This window comes from Paenibacillus massiliensis 2301065 = DSM 16942 (assembly GCF_000377505.1).
Taxonomy (GTDB): Bacteria; Bacillota; Bacilli; order Paenibacillales; family Paenibacillaceae; genus Paenibacillus; species Paenibacillus massiliensis.
In genome coordinates this window covers 20,937-39,186 of the sequence record NZ_KB898195.1, presented here as the reverse complement: position 1 = coordinate 39,186, position 18,250 = coordinate 20,937, and the positions used below count along the sequence as shown (strand labels likewise).

Sequence of the window (18,250 nt, the reverse complement as noted above, 5' to 3'; positions counted from 1 at the left end):
GAGAATTCCAATGCTGTCCGCACTTTCTGTTTTGGGAGGGATGCTATGAAAAAAGAGGTGTCTGTCACGCCTCAAGAAGGCTTTATTTGATCCAGTCTTGCACCTGACACAGCCACACCATATGCGGGGAATCCGGTCCCCAGCGATCCTTTGCAATTGCGTAGGGAGGCCCGAACTTCCGGGTCCAGCGCACCTGTGCTCGTCGATAGCCGCTATCGAGGCAGAATTGCTCGATCCCCTGCTTGTCCAACTGCTGTACCATTTCACTGATCAGTGCAGAACCAATGCCAGAATTCTGATAGTCAGGTAGAATATAGAGACTTCCCAGTTCCCCAACGTCCTTCAGCTGTCCGTCGGTGCATTCGGATATAAGCTGGCCAGAGGGGCCGTAAGAAATCGTGCCTACCACCTCGTCACGCACTCGGGCGACCAGGAAGTGCAGCGCAGGCTCTTGTGTGTACAGGGCATTAGCCAAGCGTTCCTGCTTATGGCTAATTTCGTATTTGATATCCTCCAGGTGCGCCTCCAGTCCTTCTTGCTTGAAGGCATCCCTGATCGCCAGCTCAAATACGCGGTGAATCTGTCTGATCTCGCCAGCAGCGGGCGGTCCAATGTTCAAATTGTACAGCGGGTTCATGGGTTGTTCTCCTTTGGTTCGTGTGTATTACATTCTTAACTGGCATCAAGCATATCGAATGATTTAGATCGTTTCAACCGTCTAGCCAGTATTCTAGCAGTAGCTGAACACCGTTTGGTGTCCCGCTGTCAGCGGATGTTTGCGAATCACACAATAGGTTTACATTTATTTCATACAGCATGAACATGAATAAGTTACGTTATAGTAAGTACGATTTGGACAAATATATAGACATACTAGTGTATATGAGATGACTGAATCAAAATAGAAACACACGGAGGTATACATAGATGACGACAACACCAATTATTAATTTTGCCCATCGCGGTGCATCCGGTACATGCCCGGAGAATACCATGGTTGCTTTTCGGCAGGCTATAGAGTTGGGTGCTACGGGGATTGAGACCGATGTACAGCGGACAAAGGATGGTAAGCTTGTGCTGATTCATGATGAGTCTCTGGAGCGTACAACCGGTCTGCCACGCTTGGTTAAGGATGTGACCAGTGTAGAGCTGGAGTCGCTTGATGCGGGTAGCTGGTTTGACTCGAGCTTTCAGGGGGAGCGCGTACCGGAGCTACATGAGCTGCTGGAACTGGGGAGAGAGCACGGGATTGTATTGAATCTGGAGCTTAAAAATGGAATAGTTCCTTATGAGGGTCTGGAGGAAGAGGTCATTGCTGCCGTTCGAAGCTTCGGTCTGGAGGAACAGGTTATCATCTCAAGCTTCAATCATTATTCCTTGGTAGAATGCCATCGGATAGCTCCGGATATCCGCACGGGAGTCCTCTACATGGAAGGGCTCTATCGTCCATGGGAATATGCACAATCGCTTGGTGCTACGGCACTTCATGCTTATAAAGAGGCGATCACTCCAGAGTGGGTGAAGTCCGCAGCAGAAGCTGGAGTAGCGTACCATCCCTTTACGGTTAATGATGAGGAAGAGATGAGAGTATTCCTTGGTTATGGAGTACGTGGCATCATCACGGATTACCCGGAGCGTCTGCATTCGCTGCTGACGTTGAGTTAAATGCTTTGAGCTAAGAGTATATCGCTGATGCACGCGTCTGGATCGCATATGAACTATACTGAATTACGTCTAGAATTAAGCTGTGAGTGTGAGGATATCTTTAAAAAAGATAACCCATACTGGAGCAGTCGCACGCACCTGAGGGGCAGATTTACTTCATCCCCAGGCGCATCCGGTAGCTGAATACCACTTCTAGCGTCCGACCTTGGAAATAGTCCTGTACCAGTGCTGCAAAACGAATCAGCTTCTGATCCAGCTCCTTCGAACCCAGCTTGAATACCGTCTGGACACCACCCTGACTTAGCACCAGTCCGATATAACGATCTGCGTCGGCAATCTCGGTGTGATGGAAGCCGATTTCTCGGGTGTAACGGAAGACATGGCTCTCCTCCAGACGTCGCAGATGAGCAGACTTATCCAGCTTAAGCGGACGGTTCTCGGGATCTGCGAGCCGATGAATAATATCGCTGGCGTGGTCCAGAATGTCCATATAGGCTGTCTCAATGTGCCAATTCGCACAAGGAGGCCATTCACAGTCATAGGCTGCAAATATTCCGCCCTCACGAAGCACACGTCCTGCTTCCTTCAGCGTACTTGTCGGCTCCATCCAGTGGAAGGACTGCGAGCATGTGATGATATCCACGGAGGATGAGGGTAGTGGCAGGGTGTTGGAATAGCCCTGTTCAAAGCTGATGTGCGGGGCATCTGTATACAATGCCAGCTTGTGCTTGGCTAAGGTAAGCATATCCGGACTGGGCTCAACCCCGATGATCTGATCTGCAGCATCCTTCCATATAAAAGTAGACAAACCGGTGCCGCAGCCGACATCAGCCACTCGTGCAGGTCGGTGTCCCAGATAGTCTCTAAGAATGCGAGTGACAAATTGAGGCGCCTGCGGACGATTGCGATCATAGCCATCGGCGAATCCGGTGAAACGGTCAATGTTGCTCAGCAAATTTCCTTCGGGAATCAAGCTGTCTCCCCCTTGTTCTGCATATTGAACCGATACGTGCTCCCGCAACAGACTGTTAGATGGTGAGCATTGGCATCGTTCAACACTTATTGTACACGTCCAGGAGACATCCGGCAAAAAGTTCCAAGTCTTCTTTTGTTTACACGCCACTCTAGGTCTGTTCTGTCTCTGCACTTCGTGGAACGAAGACCCATAGCCGGCTCCCTGTGTAGTTGATCATGAGACCGGCAAATGTAGCGAGCAGCTTGCAGATTGGCAATGTCCAGTCGGTGAGCTGATCCAGTAGACTAAGTAGCATCGTAGTGCAGCCTAGTGTAATCAGGTTGAGCACGATGAAAGAGACGAAGGGCTTCCATGTACCAGAGAGATTCCGCTCATGGAACGTCCAATTTCGATTCAATACATAGCTGTTAAGTGTTCCAGCAGAATAGGACAGAGCCTGGGCAAGCACAATGGATACCCCTACCCACGATAACCATAGGAAAATAGTGTAATCTATCGCCGTGTTCAACACACCTACAATCGCGAAGCGAAAGAAGGAAGTAGGCCGGACTTGCAGAATGCGGTCGCGTGTCTGCCGCGGTGTGGGTTCAGTTGACCTTATTCGCTCCATTCGTTCAAGCTCCTCTTCTCGGGCGTGATGAATCCAGACTTCCGTGCGTATACACCATCTTTGCTGTCGCGGGGCTTGCTGTAGGGCTCACCGTTGGACCGTTAGCATCATAGGTATCTTCATTGTGCTGGGCACCGGCAGCTTGCTCAGAAGAGTGGAGCTGTTGTCCACGTTCGAGCCCGACACATTCCCGGACAATGTAGAGCGGACGTGCCTTGGTCTCATCATAGATCCGCCCTACGTATTCCCCGATAATCCCCAGGATGACGAGAATCATGCCGTCAAATATCAGCTGTAGGCTGATTAGTGAAGACCAGCCTCTAACGGCATTATCCGTGAACAGACGGACACACAGTACATAGATCATATACAGAAAGCCAGAGAGGGAGAGAAGAGCACCGAGGTATCCAGCCAGCTTCAGCGGCTTGTAAGAGAAGGAAGTCATGCCGTCCAGACACAACTTGAGCATCCGTTTTAGCGGATATTTCGTCTCCCCCGCAAATCGCTCATCCCGCTCATATTCCACAGCAATCTGGCGAAAGCCCACCCAACTGACCAGACCTCGCACGAAGCGATTGTTCTCTGGCAGACGCTTCAGTTCATCCACGACCCTACGGTCCATTAACCGGAAGTCGCCTGTGTCGACGGGGATTGAGATGTCTGTGGATGCGCGCAGGAGCCGATAGAATACTCGTGCGGACTGCTTTTTGAACCAGGATTCGCCGTGACGCTTGACACGCTGGGCATAGACGACCTCATAGCCTTCCTGCCATCTGGAGACCATGTCCGGGATCAGCTCAGGTGGGTCCTGTAAATCTGCATCCAGAATAATGACCGCATCACCTATGGCATAATCCATTCCTGCTGTAATGGCTAGCTGATGACCGAAATTACGGGACAAATCAACCAGGATAACGGACTCATCAGTAGAGCTATAATCCTTGATCATATCTGCGCTACGATCGCTGCTGCCATCATTTACAAAGATTAGCTCATAAGGCTCGCCTAGCTCGCGCATGACGTGTTTTATTCTGCGATAGGTTTCCTGAATGACAGCTTCTTCATTATACATTGGCACAATTACCGAATAACGGATGGTTGTCAGTTGCTTGGTGTGGGTCATTGTCGTGTCCTCCTTACCAGGATACTTCGTACAGCTGAGCAGAGGCAGACGCAGACGCTGTCGATTGCCACTCCGCCGTAGGGATTTCTCGGCCATGCTCCTTGATCCAGTTGACGAGCTCAGAGCGATCACTGCCCATGCCGCTCGTCACGAGAAAGTATTTTACCTGACCGCTCTCCACGAGCGCCTGCAGCTTATCGGTATCATATACAGGATCAGATTGCACAAAGCCGTGTAAAATGATGACCTTCTCCCCGTAATCAATCAGATAAGGGGCAGCAGCTGTATAGTTCAGGGTTGCTAATAAGTAAGTCCCGTCCGTATTATGCTGGCGAAGATATTGAAGCAGCTTCTCATCTGCCTGTGGTGTACCGCCCATACCCAATCCCCTTGTCGGGAGGCTGGCTGCTCCAGGTAATCTGGTCATCGTACCAGGTGCTTCATCTGCACTAGCTGCTTCATCACTTGCATCTGCTGAGGAACTAAGCATTCCGGGGGGGGTATTTCGGTTCATGGCAGACTGGGTTCCGTCACCCCGCTCACCGTCAGGACCGCCCCTTCCTCCGCGATCACCTAATTGACTTGGGCCTGCTTGCGGAGTCATGCTATTCTGCCCATAAGTAATGGGAGTAGCCGCCCAGTATATAGGCCCGATGAAGAGGGCCATCAAGCCAGTTATGACAGCTAGTCGTCTGCTCCAAATCATATAGCGACGGTCCGAGGTGGCGTGTTGTCCATTGGTGCCGCCAGTAGCTCGCCCCCATAGAAGCAGGGTTGCACCCATCACACCTGTGACCCAAGCGGTATGGGGCCAGAAGCTACCGATGCTCTCGGTGTAGCCCTTCATGATATACCAAGCAAACACGCCTGTAAGGAGTGTAGCTGTGGGCAAAAGCCAGGCTGTCCAACTGCTCCCTCTGGAGCGGTATTGCTCCCACATGCTCACCCAGCCTGCCCCGAGCAGCGCAGCAAGTGGAGGTGCGAGCATAATGAGATAGTAATGATGGAAGAATCCTGCAATGCTGAAGAATCCCGCAATCGGTATGAGCCAGGCCAGCCAGAATAGGACCTCTTTCTGCTGGAGCGACCAGCTCCGTATACGACGACGAGCAAGAATGCTAATCGCTGCGAGCACAGCGAATGGAATTAGCCAGCTCGCTTGACCGGACAACTCGCTCTGGAACAGACGAAGTGGGCCAGGGGTCCCTGTTCCGAACATTCCGCCACTATTCATCCTGTCGCCACCAGGACCTCCGCTGGTTGGGCCTCCACCAGTTGGACCTCCTGTGCCAGGACCCCCACCGGTTGCACCTCCAGCGCCAGGACCATAACTCGCTCGGGCACCACCATTACCGTTGATCTGATCTTGTGCCATCTCGCGCTTGTCTTGATTGTTGTAGTTCGTCTGATTCGAGAGATTAGCAGGACGTGTATTCTCTCTACCATCGCTCTGCCCTGTGCCCCCTTGCCCACGATCTCCGGTAAGACGAGCAATGCCATTATAGCCAAAGGCCAGATTCATGACAGAATTCGTCCCGCTGCTTCCTACGTAAGGTCGCTGATTAGCCGGAGTGGAATCCACTGCTAGCGGCCAGGAGAGGGAGATGATCAACAGGGCTGCGGCGCTCCCAGCAAGAGTAGCTACTTTTCGCTTCCAAGGTACACTCGCCGCGAGAACATAGAAAAGGATGAAGGCAGGAATAACCATGTAGGCTTGCAGCATCTTCATATTGAAGCCGACACCGATTAAGGCAAAGGAAGCGATGATAGAGCTGCCGGAGCTGCGGCGAATGCCACGAAATAGAAGCCATGCCGCCAAAAGCAAGGTGAAGACCAGCATGCTGTCGATATTGTTCGTCCGACTTACGGATACAGCTACCGGCGTGCATGCCATAGCGAATGCGCCTAGCCGTGCTGCCGTCAGGCCAAACGTAGGCTTTAGCAACGCGTATAGCAAAAGTACAGAACCGATCTGAGCCAGGACTTGTGGAAGGATGACGCTCCAGCCATGCAAGCCAAATAGATAGGCGCTAGCTGCCTGCAGCCAGAACGTAACAGGAGGCTTGTCGATGGAGACCGAACCAGCTGAGTCAAGTGACACGAAGAAGAAGTTGTGCCAGCTTTGGAGCATACTTGCGACCGCTGTTGTGTAATATGTGTTCACGTAGTGATCCTGCCAGATGTTATAACCACTGAGGAAGGCTGAGAATAGCAGGATGCACAGCAGTGGGATGTCTATTTTGTTCAATAATGTTGTAAGCCTGCGCCACATATCCGTTCACTCCCGACTCTTGTATGAATTTATTTATATAGTGGACCGAATACCTGAAGTACTCATGAGGCTGCGCTGAAAATTAGCTGAAATGTCTGGTGATGCAGCGACCATCAATTTTTTCAGTGAAAATTCAGTGCCATCGTTAGCCGAGTTGCGTCATAATGGAAATATTAAATTGTAAAGGGAATGGCTAAATGCAGCCATTTGAAGTGGATGCTATAGCAACACAATGGCTTCAGCAGTGTGCCATGGACTAGCTGAGGATTTGAGATATAGAGAGGATGTCGCACGTATGACTACCATGAATGGAATCAAGATATTGCTTGTAGATGATGAGCCGCATATTCTGCAATTTCTGGAATTCGGCCTGATAAATGAAGGCTATGAGGTGAGGACAGCTTCTAATGGAAGTGAAGGGCTGGAACTGGCACGGGAATATCGACCGCATGTAGCCATTCTCGATGTCATGATGCCAGAGATGAATGGCTTTGAGCTGTGCCGTAGCCTGAAGGAGACAGGGGATAACATTGCAGTAATTATGCTGACGGCGAAGGATGAGGTGGATGATCGGGTCAAGGGGCTTAAGCTGGGTGCTGATGATTATTTGGCCAAGCCCTTTAATTTCGAAGAGCTGCTAGCCCGGATCGGAGCAAGGCTCCGCAATCAGTTCCCTGATCTGCTTGGAGAAGTGACCTATGGGCCGTTCCGTGTAGATGATCGTCGCAAGGAGATTAAACATGCTGATCGGGTGCTGGAGCTGTCACCTACCGAATATGAGCTTCTGAAATTTATGGTGCTCAATCATGGTCTGGTGCTCAGCAAGGCACGTATTCTGGACCGAGTGTGGGGCTATGATTTTGGCGGAGAAGATAATATTGTCGAGGTGTATATTCGATCCCTGCGCGATAAGCTTCAGGATAAGGAACATAAGCTCATTCGCACGCTGCGTGGGGTGGGCTACCGGATCGATCTGCCATGAGGTGGAACAAGGAGCGGTGGAGAGACTGGATTAATATGAACTCACTGCGCGCTCAGTTGCTTACGCGAACGTTACTGATCGTGGCTGTGCTGCTTGTGCTAATAGGATTTTTGCAGTATGTATTCATGAAGGATTTCGTCTATCGCAACCGTGCTGAAGTCATGGAAGCGCAGCTGCGCTCCATGCCCGTGGATCTGTTGACCCGAGAGGCTAAGTCGAGTGGGCGGGAAGGAATTCCACCGCAGGGACCACCGGATCGGTATCTTTTTTTCTCGGATATGACACTGGCGATTATCCAGAAGGATGGAACCTTGCGGGATATCTCGCGTGAGGATGGGCTATCCGCTCCCAGACTATCGGAGGATATCTATGATAAGCTGCGTGCAAATGCCGAATCACGGCGACGAATGAGCGATTATTATCTGGTGGAGGATCGTCAGGGGAATGAGCAGCTGGTCGTGGTCCGTGCACCAGGCCCAAAGGGCTCATCAGGTGAGCTGCTGCAGATGGGTACCTCAACAGCTCCGCTCAAGGCACTCCTAATGCGCCAACAATTGACGTTCCTTTCTTTATCGTTGTTAGGGCTTGCTATCGGTGTGGCGTTAATGCTACCCATCCTGCGGCGGACGCTTATTCCGCTCTCCCAGATGGTTAAGACCGTGGGGCGTATTGACGCTGGTAATCTGACGGAGCGTGTGGCTACCGACCAAGGGCAGCAAGAGATAGACAGGCTTGCCGTATCATTTAACGGTATGCTGGAACGGTTGGAGGCTTCGTTTGCTACGGAAAAAGAAGCGCAGCTACAAATGAGGCGCTTTGTGGCAGATGCATCCCATGAGCTGCGAACCCCGCTTACCTCGATTCATGGCTTTCTGGAGGTGCTGCTCCGTGGGGCTGCCTCCAACCCCCAGCAGCTACAGGTAGCACTGGAGAGTATGTATGGCGAATCCAAGCGAATCAAGAAGCTCGTAGAGGATCTATTGCTATTGGCAAAGATGGATCGGGCTCCTGAGATGTTATTGAAGCCGACCTCGTTAGACGGAATGCTCATTTCCATGAAGCCTCAATTACAGATGCTTGCTGGGGAACGTAAGGTGATCTACGATATTACCGCAGAGGTACATGCTCCTATTGACGTGGATGCGATGAAGCAGGTTGTGCTTAACTTGTTCAGTAATGCGGTGCAGCATACCGATAGGTCGCTAGGTATCATTAAGGTGGGCCTGAGCGTGGAGCGGGAAATGGCAGTGCTTGATGTAGGCGATAACGGCCCAGGAATGGAGAAGGAGCAACTGGATCGAATCTTTGAACGCTTTTATCGTGGGGATACCTCGCGTACTCGAAGATCTGGCGGTGCAGGACTGGGGCTGTCTATTACTGAATCCATTGTACATGCACATCAGGGGCACATTGGAGTGAAAAGCGAGCCTGGCGAGGGGAGTGTTTTTACGGTGCGTCTGCCCTTAATGGAGCCTTGAATGCAGAAGCCTCCGTTCCACAGTATATATGTGGGACGGAGGCTTCTTCACTTGATGCAGGTCCGTAGCCTCGCTGGATACTGGCGAAGGATGTGAACCATGAATGATGTCGTTTTGCTGGTGAAATCCTTAGTTAATCAGCTCACCCTGCTGCAGCAGCTCATACAGTACTTTCGCGGCTGCTTCACGCGTTGTAGCTGCTTCTGGACGGAAATAGGAAGTTCCGTTTACAGTCTCTCCACTCATGATACCTGCTTGGGTTACTTTATCAATGCTGAGCTCAGCAAAGTTCCCGAAGGAGGAAGCATCTGCATAAGGTCCACGAGGGGAACCTTGTACAGCTGGAGTGATCTGTAGCAGATCCATAGCTTTTGACAGCATAACGGACATTTCCTGACGCGTAATATGTGCATTAGGATCGAACTTTCCATCATTGCGGCCTGTAATCAGACCAGCATTATAAGCTGCTGCTACATCCCCTGCATACCAGCCACCTGCTTGAACATCAGTGAATGGAGCAGTGTTTGCAGCTTGTAGGCCCAGAGATCTTGTCAGCATGGCTGCGAACTCGGCGCGGGTTACACGCTCTTTTGGCGCGAAGGTCTGCTCCGAAGTGCCGTTAATCAACAGCTTATGTGCAAGCGATTGAATCTGAGATTGTGCGAACGAAGAGGAGATATCCTCGAAATACACGGTTCTCGTTGCCACTGCATAAGTGGACAGCCCTGGACGATTGACTACTACTACGGTTGTGCCATCATCCTGCTTGTTGAATACGGATGGAGTCGGTGATACCTTGCTTCCGCTAGTATACAATACACCAGCAGTGTTACCCTCAATTTGTCCAGGTACGGTAAAGGAGCGCAGGATGCGTTCTTTAGCTGGTACGTTCAATGGTGTACTGAGGTTGCCTGACAGTACATTAACTTCGAAGCTGACAGGTGTGCCGATAATCGTAGCACCTGGGAAGCCTTTGGTGAAGATCTCCAGGTCCTGGTCCTGATCAGCAATGTTGAGCTCCAGGGAAGATCCAGCTGGAACAGAGCTAAGTGCCGACGTTGGCAAAGACAGGGATGATGTCCCAAAGTTCAAAATAATACTGCTATCTACGGTTGACTTGGCGAGCAAGCCAAGCTGATCAGCGGACAGAATCAATTTGGTTGTAGGAGCCTCACTAGTGTTAATAGAGACAACGATGGCAACTGGTTTGGATTCTGCTTCGTTGAGGGCAGCCTGAAGTGCTTCATTGGTAATGCTCAGTGCCTGAATTCCATTACTTACGACTACAGAGGCTTGTACAGGCTGAACTGATTGCCCTTGCTTTACCACACCTTGAATGCTAGGTGCACTCGGTGTAGTTCCATCTGCAGGAGTGGCTGGAGTATCTGTAGCTGGAGTTGTTGGTGGAGTTCCACCTCCACCCCCGCCAGTGCTGCTGTTTCCGTTGTTGCCGCCAGTAGTATCATCACTGCTGCTACTCTTACGTGATGTATCAACTCGCAGAGCCTTGGAGGCATAGTATGTCATGAGTCCATCAGCGTTGTACTTAAAGTTGCCATTCGCATCAAGCTGTGGAGCAATCAAGGTTAGCTTGTAGGTTCCGGCAGTCAACTGGCGTGTAATCAGATTGCCGTTCGCATCCCTTTGAGGGCTCCCTGCTTCGTCAACAGCGAAGTAAGTTCCGCCGTAGTTCTCGAATGCATAGTCCCCTGGCTCCAGGAAGCCTTCCTCGGTATAAATATTATCAACAATACCAATGAGTTGGTCATTCACACCATATACTTGAAGCTCGATGTAGTCTGTATTCTCAGCCGTCAGACGGAATGTTACATCCGTCGTGGCCTTAATGCCGCCCCGGTTAGGTGTAATAATTGGATTGGATAGTTGCATCTCTTGCAGACCGAATCCGGTAGCAGGAGCCTTCTCGCCGACATGCACAGTGAATGGCAGATGGAGTGTTGGGCGTCCTGTGCTTTCCAGAACAACTTTACCCTCATAGACTCCGTCTACAGCACCTTCAACAGGCTGTACTGACAGGAAGAATGGTTGGCTTTTTCCTGCATCAGCACTGATAGCACCGCCGTCGCCAACACCCTGTAATTCTACACGAAGGTTGCTAGGGCTCGGTGTAGAGATCGGATTTGTAGGATCGGAGGTTACATCAGCATGCAATTCTACGCTAGCTTGATAGCGTACGGAGCTGGAGGATACGTTTTTCAGCTGAAGCTGAATTTGCTTCGCTTCACTTCCAGCCGGCAGGACGCCGAAGCTGGCCGATGAGCCATAATTGATCACATCTCGATAGGTCAGATCTTTGTCCAAAATAGTCAGTTGCTCTACAGTTTGCAGCAGAGCTGGAGTATCTGTGGCATGATCTACATTGACTCTGCCTGCCCCTTGGGAGTAAGCATCATAAAGCTTACCTGATTCGTTGAACAGAGAGTCTGCAGTATTGGCAAGAGCTGCTCTGACGTCAAATGGTGTCCAATCCGGGTGCTGCTGCTTCAAGAGCAGAGCCAGACCTGCTACATGCGGGGACGCCATACTTGTACCGTTGCTGCGATTGTAAGCTTCGGCATAGGACGCATCTGGATCGAACTTTCCGTATTTCGGCCAAGTGGACATGATGTTGACACCTGGAGCGGATACATCCGGCTTGATGCCCAGCAGATCATCGCTATTTGGTCCGCGAGAACTGAAGGATGCCATGCGATCACCAGGAACATCAATTTGAGGATACTCCTGGTCAAATGTAATGAAGTGGAGCTTGTCAGGATTCTCGACAATATTGCGAGCCCATGCTCGTCCTTCTCTACCTTTCATGTCAAATGTCGGAATGAAGCCAAGGCTATCGCCGAGACTGGTGTTGATGTAGCCGTCACGCTGTGCCACGCTATCGGACAGATCGGCACTGTTAGGGTCGCTAGGGCTGGTATTGCCGTTGAAAATGATTGCAGCGAGTGCCCCTTGCTCTTTGGCAATCTCGATCTTATCTACGAATGCAAGACTTCCTCGGGAGAGCAGTACGATCTTTCCAGTCACATCTTTACCCACATAATCATCTACTTGACCAAGATCAGCATAGACAACCTCGATGGGGTGTGTGCCAAGGATAGAGGCAAAGTCATCATCGCCTGTTCTCCAGCCCATTAGCTGGTAATCATAAAGGTCGTAAGTATCCGCAGTAACGCTACCATTAGGGTCGACAGACTCATATGTGGCTTGGGATACGGTACCCGCAGCTGTGTACAGGCGACCAGGGATCGTTGTCGCTCCGACGGAGATCGCTAATTGTGCAGAAGCAGGTGAGCCCATTGAGTAGTAGTAAGGGCCAGAATCAGCAGCGTTACCGCTCGCGATAACTGCCACAACACCAGACAGTACTGCATTATTGATTGCAATGGAGTCTGGTGAATTCGGGTCCTTCTCCTGATCGGAGCCCAGGGACAGGTTGATTACATCCATGCCATCCTTGACCGCACGCTCGATTCCATCAATCACCTGTGCAGATGAGCCGGATGAGCGCCCAGTTGCAGGATTCCGCCCGAGCACTTTATAGGCATACAGCTCTGCATCATAGGCGACCCCTTTTTGAACGATATCAGAGGTCGTATTTTTGGCTTGACCAACAATAGTACCTGCTACATGCGTTCCGTGAGATGTTCCGGCAAAGCCTGTTCCGTATGGGTCTTCATCAATGCTGACAGGAGGCTCCTCATAAGGATCATTGTCCTGCTCAAAGGAATCGTAGCCGCCTTTATAAGCATCCTTCAGGTCAGGGTGATTGTAATCGACACCGGTATCAATGACGCCTACTTTGAGTCCTTTGCCTGTGAAGCCTTTGCTCCAGGCCTCAGGAGCGCCAATCAAATCCAGTGGGGCGTTATCGAATTTCACTTCATAGGTATCATCTGCCACTGTGGAAGGATCTTGAACTGGGATTGTAAAATAGGTCTGGTTCTCATGAACGGATTTAACGCCAGGAAGCTTGGCGAGAGCCGGTATTTTGTCGGCTGCAACCGTAACCTCCATGCCATTTAGAACCGTATTGTAGCGGTAATTAACCTGGAGAGAAATGCCTTGTTTTCTGGCAAGCTCTTCGAAAGATGTCTGCTCGCTCTTGATGGAGGATTCTGCAGAGCGCGTCGAGAAGGCACGGAGGCTGCCTGCGCTAAATCTCTCAACAGCTACAGGGTCGCTGCTGAGTTGGACAATGACTCGAACATCCTTGGAAGAGGAAGTGTCCAGATTAGGAGAGATGTAGGTAGGCTCCTGCAACACCTCGTTGGTCAGCTCAGAAAGAATCTGTTGGCTGATATCAGGCGAAGCTAGACTGGCTGAAGGAGCTAGTAAGCTCGCTGCCAGAGCGAAGATGGAAGAAACAGTAGTTACTTTATGCAGCAATGTACGTGTTTTCAAAGCTTCCCCTCTTTTCACAAGATTATAGTCTATTGATTTGTCTATCAGATTTGGCTTGGCAACATTCTTCGTTGCCTGCAGGCCCCCTCCCATATTGGAATATGATACGTAGAATGGTTGAGTATGTAGTTTTGAGGGATATGTTACCATATGACTAGCGGATTTTTCTATATGAATTTAATATTTTTAGAAAATAAAGGCTGTCAATAACAAATAAACCCATGATTCATCAGGTTTTGTCAGGCTTTTTACAGAGAATCTACCTTAGTCACTGCACTCAAAAAATGATAGTTATGCAAGATTGCGGATGCACAGCATGGGAGATTAATGATATAATCGCATTGGAATTGTTGACTATAGTAAAATCAACCTTGATTAAGGAGTCGATTACGATGGCAAAAACACTGGTCTTTGGTCATAAAAACCCGGATACGGATACGATTACTTCTGCGATTGCATATGCTTTTTTGAAACAAAAGCTTGGTGTTGATGCTGAGGCAGTTCGTTTGGGTGAAGTAAGCGGAGAGACTCAATTTGCTTTGGATTATTTCAAGACCCCGGCACCACGTTACGTTGAGAAGGTGGCTGCTGAGGCCGAGACAGTTATTCTAGTAGATCATAATGAACGCCAGCAAAGTGCTGATGATATTCAAGAGGTGCGCGTGGTTGAAGTTATCGACCATCATCGTATTGCGAATTTTGAGACGAGCTATCCGTTGTATTATCGCGCTGAGCCAGTAGGCTGCACAGCGACGATCCTTAAGAAGATCTATAAGGAGAATGGGGTAGAGATTCCTAAAGATATCGCTGGACTCATGCTGTCTGCAATTATTTCGGATTCCCTGCTATTCAAATCTCCTACCTGCACAGAAGAAGATGTAGCTGCAGCACGTGAGCTGGCTGAGATTGCTGGTGTAGATGCTGAGAGCTATGGCTTCGACATGCTGAAAGCAGGAGCTGATCTGAGCCAGCACACCATCGAGCAACTGATCAGTCTCGATGCAAAGGAATTCCAACTGAACGGTAGCAAGGTTGAAATTGCCCAAGTCAATGCAGTTGATGTGAATGATGTGCTGTCCCGTCAGGCTGAACTTGAAGTTGCATTGAATAAGACGATTGCGGATAAGGGTCTGGATCTGTTCCTGTTTGTTGTAACCGATATTGTTAATAGCGATTCTGTGGGAATTGCACTCGGCAACAAGGCTCAGGCGGTTGAACAGGCATACAATGTCAAGCTGGATGGCAACAAGGCGCTATTGAAGGGTGTAGTATCCAGAAAATCACAAATCGTACCTGTGCTGACAGACACATTTAACGCACTGTAAGCACTGTTATTTGGGGAGCTTAGCTTCTGCGCGCTGCAGGGCCAGAGATATTTGACGCTCCCATTCTTCTACCTTTTGCTGAGAGGCATGTACATTGCCGAGCAATTGATAGACGCGGGTAAGCTCAGCGAGCGCAAGGATGGAATTTCCGTTTTTGATACTTGCTCTATACCGTTTGTGTGCTGCTGTACGGCTCTTCTTCACGGAGGCCACTTGCTTGTTCTCCGCTGTAATTTGCTTCTTGATAGCTTGTACAGGAACAAGGGCTTCCTTGACGGCCGCTGCCTTCGCAGTGGCCGTTTTTTTGGCGTCTGCAAGTGCCTTCTTCTGAGAAGCAATGTCCGCACGAGCTGCCGTAACAGAAGGCTTAAGGGAGCCTTGCTTCAATACCAACAGATCCACATTCTTCTTGTCCTTACGCTTGCGGGCATCGGCGAGTTGCTTATTCAGTTCTGAATATTGCGTCAGCAAAGGAGTGTGCTTCTTCTGTGTCTGGTCAACCTTCAGCTTAAGTGACTTCAACAAGGCAGCATCAATCGCACTAATTCTGCTCTTGATGGACTTCATCTTATCGTTGTTGCTCTTGCTGAGGCTACGGATGCGTTGACCCTCCAATGTGATGACGGATTCAAGCGTGGTCATTTGATCATAGACTGCCCCGATTGAGCTGGCGGCCTCACTGGCCTGAGATTGACCTGGTACTAGGAGCAGAGCTGTGCAGCACAAGAGCACGATAAAGGGCTTCCATAGTGTATGGATGAATGCCGAAGATAATGGGTGAACGTTCTTCTTGGTCGAAATAGGTCTCATGAACAACACTCCTGTCTGAATTAGTATAGGTGTCCGGGATGAGGAATTAGGTTATTTGAGTACACTCCGCTCTCTCGTACTACAAATAAAAGAAGCACCCCGCAAGTATGGCTGATAGCCTCACTTGCGGGGTGCTTCGCCCGCATCACCTATGAATTTGTAGTTAACTATACCTTCTTTTGGGATATATGTCAATCAATTTTGGGAACGTATATTCTAATTTGCTGGTCTGGGTGCGCTCTGTTTCGCTCTTTCGACCTCCCTTCCTATCGCTATCAATCCGTCCTTCCGCTTACCTTTCACTCTTGCTGTAAAGTACAATCCTGGGCAGGAACATGAGGTGCCAAGCCCTCTATGACAGGATGGCGCATTGTCCCTCCTGGTGTCCATTCCAGGAAGCTTACCTTCACGACGTACTGAGGGTGCAGCCACTGGGTATCACGCAGCAGTGGGGGAGTCGTGCGGAATGGACACGCTTCTACCACTGACTTCTGGACCTCTGCTGTGAGGCTGCGCCAATCAGCCGCCCCCCATTTTCCCGTACCTGCGTGACCGATATACTCCAGAGTTCCATCCGTATTCATCAGCCCGAGCAATAAGGAGTTTACCACCTTATCCCGGTAGGTGACCCCACCAATCAGTGCATATATATCTCGGCTTATCTTATGCTTTTGCCAACGATTGTCCTTCCCCTGAATCAGATATTTGCTATCCACTCTCTTCAGGATGACACCCTCCATTCCCTGGTTGGATATAGCCCTGAATAAGGCTTGTCCATCCGGAAAGTTCTCGACCAGGTGTAGATACGGTTGTGGTCTAATTAGATCTGATAGAAGCTGCTGGCGTTCTATTAGCGGGAGCTCGGTCACCCATTGGTCATTAGCGAAAAGAATGTCGAAGACCATATATACGATTGGAATCTGTGTGGCAGCGTGCTGAATGGAGCGGCTACTGCGGAGGCTGTCGCGTTTCATAATTTCATAGAAGGATGGCTTGCCATCCTGGAAAGCAACCAGTTCACCGTCAAGTATGAAGGAAGTTGCATGGCAATGTTCGTTCAAGTGCTGTAGCTCCGGGTATCGTGCAGTTCGATCATGCAACCGCCGATTCACCAGCCTTACCTTGGTCCCGTCATAATAGCTCAACATTCGTACCCCGTCCCACTTGACCTGGGCAATCCATGAGGGCCCGACAGGGATCTGATCCATTCGGACGGGTTCAAAAGGAATAATAGGCTTCAAATTTGCATTTCTCCTGTCTTTCATATAGTCCGCCGTATATTAGCTTATACAGCAATATCATTAGGATTCCCAATTAGCTGTGCAATAACAAGTCCTTATGAACCGACGCGGTGACAATTGGTGCGCATACTGTCATCGACTGATTTTCAATACAAAATTGTGTTATATATTCTTACATAAAATCATAAAAATCATTGAGGTTTGTTTAAAATCCTGATAGAATCACAGTAAATTGTTACTTTTCGGGACATATACCAATGAATCAGTAGGGGGTTTTGGTATTGAAAAAGATTTATTTGTTAAGTTTAATGACATTAATTATGGTTCTACTAGCTGCATGTGGGCAGCCACCAGCAGTGAGTGAGCCGACACCAGCTACAGGTGGAGAGACAGCTTCTGGGGGAAGTGGGCCGATCAAGATCGCTACAGATGCATCTTATGCGCCTATGGAATTCATGGATCGGGACCAGGTTACAGGCTTCGATATTGATTTTCTGGACGCTGTGATGAAGGAAGCCGGTATTGACTATGAGGTCGAAAATGTCGGCTGGGACACGATGCTACTGAGCGTTAAGCAGGGTAGTGAATATCAGGCAGGGATTTCGGCGATTTCTGTCACCGAAGAGCGGAAGGAGAGCTATGATTTCTCCCTTCCCTATTACGAATCAGCCAATATGATTGTTGTGAAGGAAGGCAGTGATATTCAGAGCGCAGCAGACCTGGCAGACAAGCAGGTTGCTGTTCAGGCGGCTACGACCGCTGACACAATCATGTCAGAGCTGATGGGAGCCAGTAATCCTAAGCTCAAGAAATTCGATAGTAATACATTGGCGTTCATGGAGCTTGATAAAGGTGGGGCCGACGCAGTCGTAGCCGACAATGCCATCATTCAGGAGTACATTAAGAACAATCCAGATAGCAAGCTTGTAGGCATTACAGATAGTGAAGCGTTCCAGCCTGAATATTATGCTTTCCTGATGCCGAAGGGCAGTGAGTTGAAGGCGGAGCTTGATCCTGCAGTGAAGGCTGTAATTGATAATGGAACCTATGAGGAGATCTATGAGAAGTGGTTCGGCAAAAAGCCGGATCTATCCAGTCTTAAAGCTGAGATGGCCAAATAACAATCGTAGGTTCAGCGGCCACGAAGTGCGGAATTGAGCTGGAGCGTGAATGGAAGGCTTCTCACTGGTTCGTATGCGTCTGCGCTATGCAGAATTGTGGGCAGGATATTGCGCAGGCGCACGGGATCTAGTATTGAATCTCTCAAGAGAAGGCATGTGTTTGCTCTGGCAGGCGCATGCCTTCTTTGTCAGTGTCTGACGGGATCAGCCGAAGGCCTAAGTGGTAAG

Annotated in this window: 13 protein-coding genes; 5 read left to right on the top strand and 8 right to left on the bottom strand. The window is 49.8% G+C overall.

From position 1 onward, the window contains the following. Window positions 1–82: 82 nt before the first annotated feature. On the bottom strand, window positions 83–637 hold the full coding sequence (locus D328_RS0120545; protein ID WP_018886922.1) for a GNAT family N-acetyltransferase: 555 nt from the start codon (window positions 635–637) through the stop codon (window positions 83–85). A gap of 290 nt (window positions 638–927) precedes the next feature. Between D328_RS0120545 and D328_RS0120540 the strand changes: the two genes are divergently transcribed. After that, the gene (locus tag D328_RS0120540) at window positions 928–1,665 is read left to right on the top strand and encodes a glycerophosphodiester phosphodiesterase (RefSeq protein WP_018886921.1); all 738 of its coding nucleotides are present in this window, start codon (window positions 928–930) and stop codon (window positions 1,663–1,665) included. Window positions 1,666–1,816: 151 nt separating this feature from the next. Here the strand turns inward: D328_RS0120540 and D328_RS0120535 are convergent, their stop codons facing one another. The 4 genes from D328_RS0120535 to D328_RS0120520 form a co-directional block, all read right to left on the bottom strand. Beyond that, the gene (locus tag D328_RS0120535; RefSeq protein ID WP_018886920.1) at window positions 1,817–2,638 is read right to left on the bottom strand and encodes a class I SAM-dependent methyltransferase; all 822 of its coding nucleotides are present in this window, start codon (window positions 2,636–2,638) and stop codon (window positions 1,817–1,819) included. A gap of 151 nt (window positions 2,639–2,789) precedes the next feature. Then, on the bottom strand, window positions 2,790–3,251 hold the full coding sequence (locus tag D328_RS0120530; protein ID WP_018886919.1) for a GtrA family protein: 462 nt from the start codon (window positions 3,249–3,251) through the stop codon (window positions 2,790–2,792). Window positions 3,252–3,255: 4 nt separating this feature from the next. Next, window positions 3,256–4,374: a glycosyltransferase family 2 protein gene (locus D328_RS0120525; protein WP_018886918.1), complete on the bottom strand. Its 1,119-nt coding sequence runs from the start codon at window positions 4,372–4,374 to the stop codon at window positions 3,256–3,258. Window positions 4,375–4,387: 13 nt separating this feature from the next. Beyond that, window positions 4,388–6,646: a glycosyltransferase family 39 protein gene (locus D328_RS0120520; RefSeq protein ID WP_018886917.1), complete on the bottom strand. Its 2,259-nt coding sequence runs from the start codon at window positions 6,644–6,646 to the stop codon at window positions 4,388–4,390. 295 nt (window positions 6,647–6,941) lie between these two features. On the opposite strand from D328_RS0120520, the gene D328_RS0120515 reads away from it, so the two are divergent. Both D328_RS0120515 and D328_RS0120510 read left to right on the top strand, forming a co-directional pair. Beyond that, window positions 6,942–7,628 (top strand): response regulator transcription factor, encoded by a 687-nt coding sequence (locus D328_RS0120515; RefSeq protein ID WP_018886916.1) that lies wholly within the window; start codon window positions 6,942–6,944, stop codon window positions 7,626–7,628. Beyond that, window positions 7,625–9,106 (top strand): sensor histidine kinase, encoded by a 1,482-nt coding sequence (locus tag D328_RS0120510; RefSeq protein ID WP_033413376.1) that lies wholly within the window; start codon window positions 7,625–7,627, stop codon window positions 9,104–9,106. The genes D328_RS0120515 and D328_RS0120510 overlap by 4 nt, the downstream gene beginning before the upstream one ends. Before the next feature lie 129 nt (window positions 9,107–9,235). On the opposite strand, the gene D328_RS31835 is transcribed toward D328_RS0120510, so the two are convergent. Continuing rightward, window positions 9,236–13,525, bottom strand: coding sequence for a S8 family serine peptidase (locus tag D328_RS31835; RefSeq protein WP_018886914.1), 4,290 nt, complete (start codon window positions 13,523–13,525; stop codon window positions 9,236–9,238). A gap of 392 nt (window positions 13,526–13,917) precedes the next feature. On the opposite strand from D328_RS31835, the gene D328_RS0120500 reads away from it, so the two are divergent. Further along, window positions 13,918–14,850: a manganese-dependent inorganic pyrophosphatase gene (locus tag D328_RS0120500; RefSeq protein ID WP_018886913.1), complete on the top strand. Its 933-nt coding sequence runs from the start codon at window positions 13,918–13,920 to the stop codon at window positions 14,848–14,850. A gap of 6 nt (window positions 14,851–14,856) precedes the next feature. On the opposite strand, the gene D328_RS0120495 is transcribed toward D328_RS0120500, so the two are convergent. Together D328_RS0120495 and D328_RS0120490 are read right to left on the bottom strand one after the other, a co-directional pair. Beyond that, entirely contained in the window at window positions 14,857–15,660 is an 804-nt protein-coding gene (locus D328_RS0120495) for a hypothetical protein (RefSeq protein ID WP_018886912.1), read from the bottom strand. A 299-nt stretch (window positions 15,661–15,959) separates the two neighbouring features. Beyond that, window positions 15,960–16,901 carry an ATP-dependent DNA ligase gene (locus tag D328_RS0120490; protein ID WP_018886911.1) on the bottom strand — a complete coding sequence of 314 codons (942 nt, stop codon included), beginning with the start codon at window positions 16,899–16,901 and terminating at the stop codon, window positions 15,960–15,962. 281 nt (window positions 16,902–17,182) lie between these two features. On the opposite strand from D328_RS0120490, the gene D328_RS0120485 reads away from it, so the two are divergent. Beyond that, window positions 17,183–18,022 (top strand): basic amino acid ABC transporter substrate-binding protein, encoded by an 840-nt coding sequence (locus tag D328_RS0120485; RefSeq protein ID WP_018886910.1) that lies wholly within the window; start codon window positions 17,183–17,185, stop codon window positions 18,020–18,022. Window positions 18,023–18,250: the final 228 nt, after the last annotated feature.

What these genes read in the sequence shown, in the direction of transcription:
- D328_RS0120545 (WP_018886922.1), bottom strand. Translation starts at nt 637, where the DNA reads ATGAACCCGCTGTACAATTTGAACATTGGACCGCCCGCTGCTGGCGAG.
- D328_RS0120540 (WP_018886921.1), top strand. Translation starts at nt 928, where the DNA reads ATGACGACAACACCAATTATTAATTTTGCCCATCGCGGTGCATCCGGT.
- D328_RS0120530 (WP_018886919.1), bottom strand. Translation starts at nt 3,251, where the DNA reads ATGGAGCGAATAAGGTCAACTGAACCCACACCGCGGCAGACACGCGAC.
- D328_RS0120525 (WP_018886918.1), bottom strand. Translation starts at nt 4,374, where the DNA reads ATGACCCACACCAAGCAACTGACAACCATCCGTTATTCGGTAATTGTG.
- D328_RS0120520 (WP_018886917.1), bottom strand. Translation starts at nt 6,646, where the DNA reads ATGTGGCGCAGGCTTACAACATTATTGAACAAAATAGACATCCCACTG.
- D328_RS0120515 (WP_018886916.1), top strand. Translation starts at nt 6,942, where the DNA reads ATGACTACCATGAATGGAATCAAGATATTGCTTGTAGATGATGAGCCG.
- D328_RS0120510 (WP_033413376.1), top strand. Translation starts at nt 7,625, where the DNA reads ATGAGGTGGAACAAGGAGCGGTGGAGAGACTGGATTAATATGAACTCA.
- D328_RS0120500 (WP_018886913.1), top strand. Translation starts at nt 13,918, where the DNA reads ATGGCAAAAACACTGGTCTTTGGTCATAAAAACCCGGATACGGATACG.
- D328_RS0120495 (WP_018886912.1), bottom strand. Translation starts at nt 15,660, where the DNA reads ATGAGACCTATTTCGACCAAGAAGAACGTTCACCCATTATCTTCGGCA.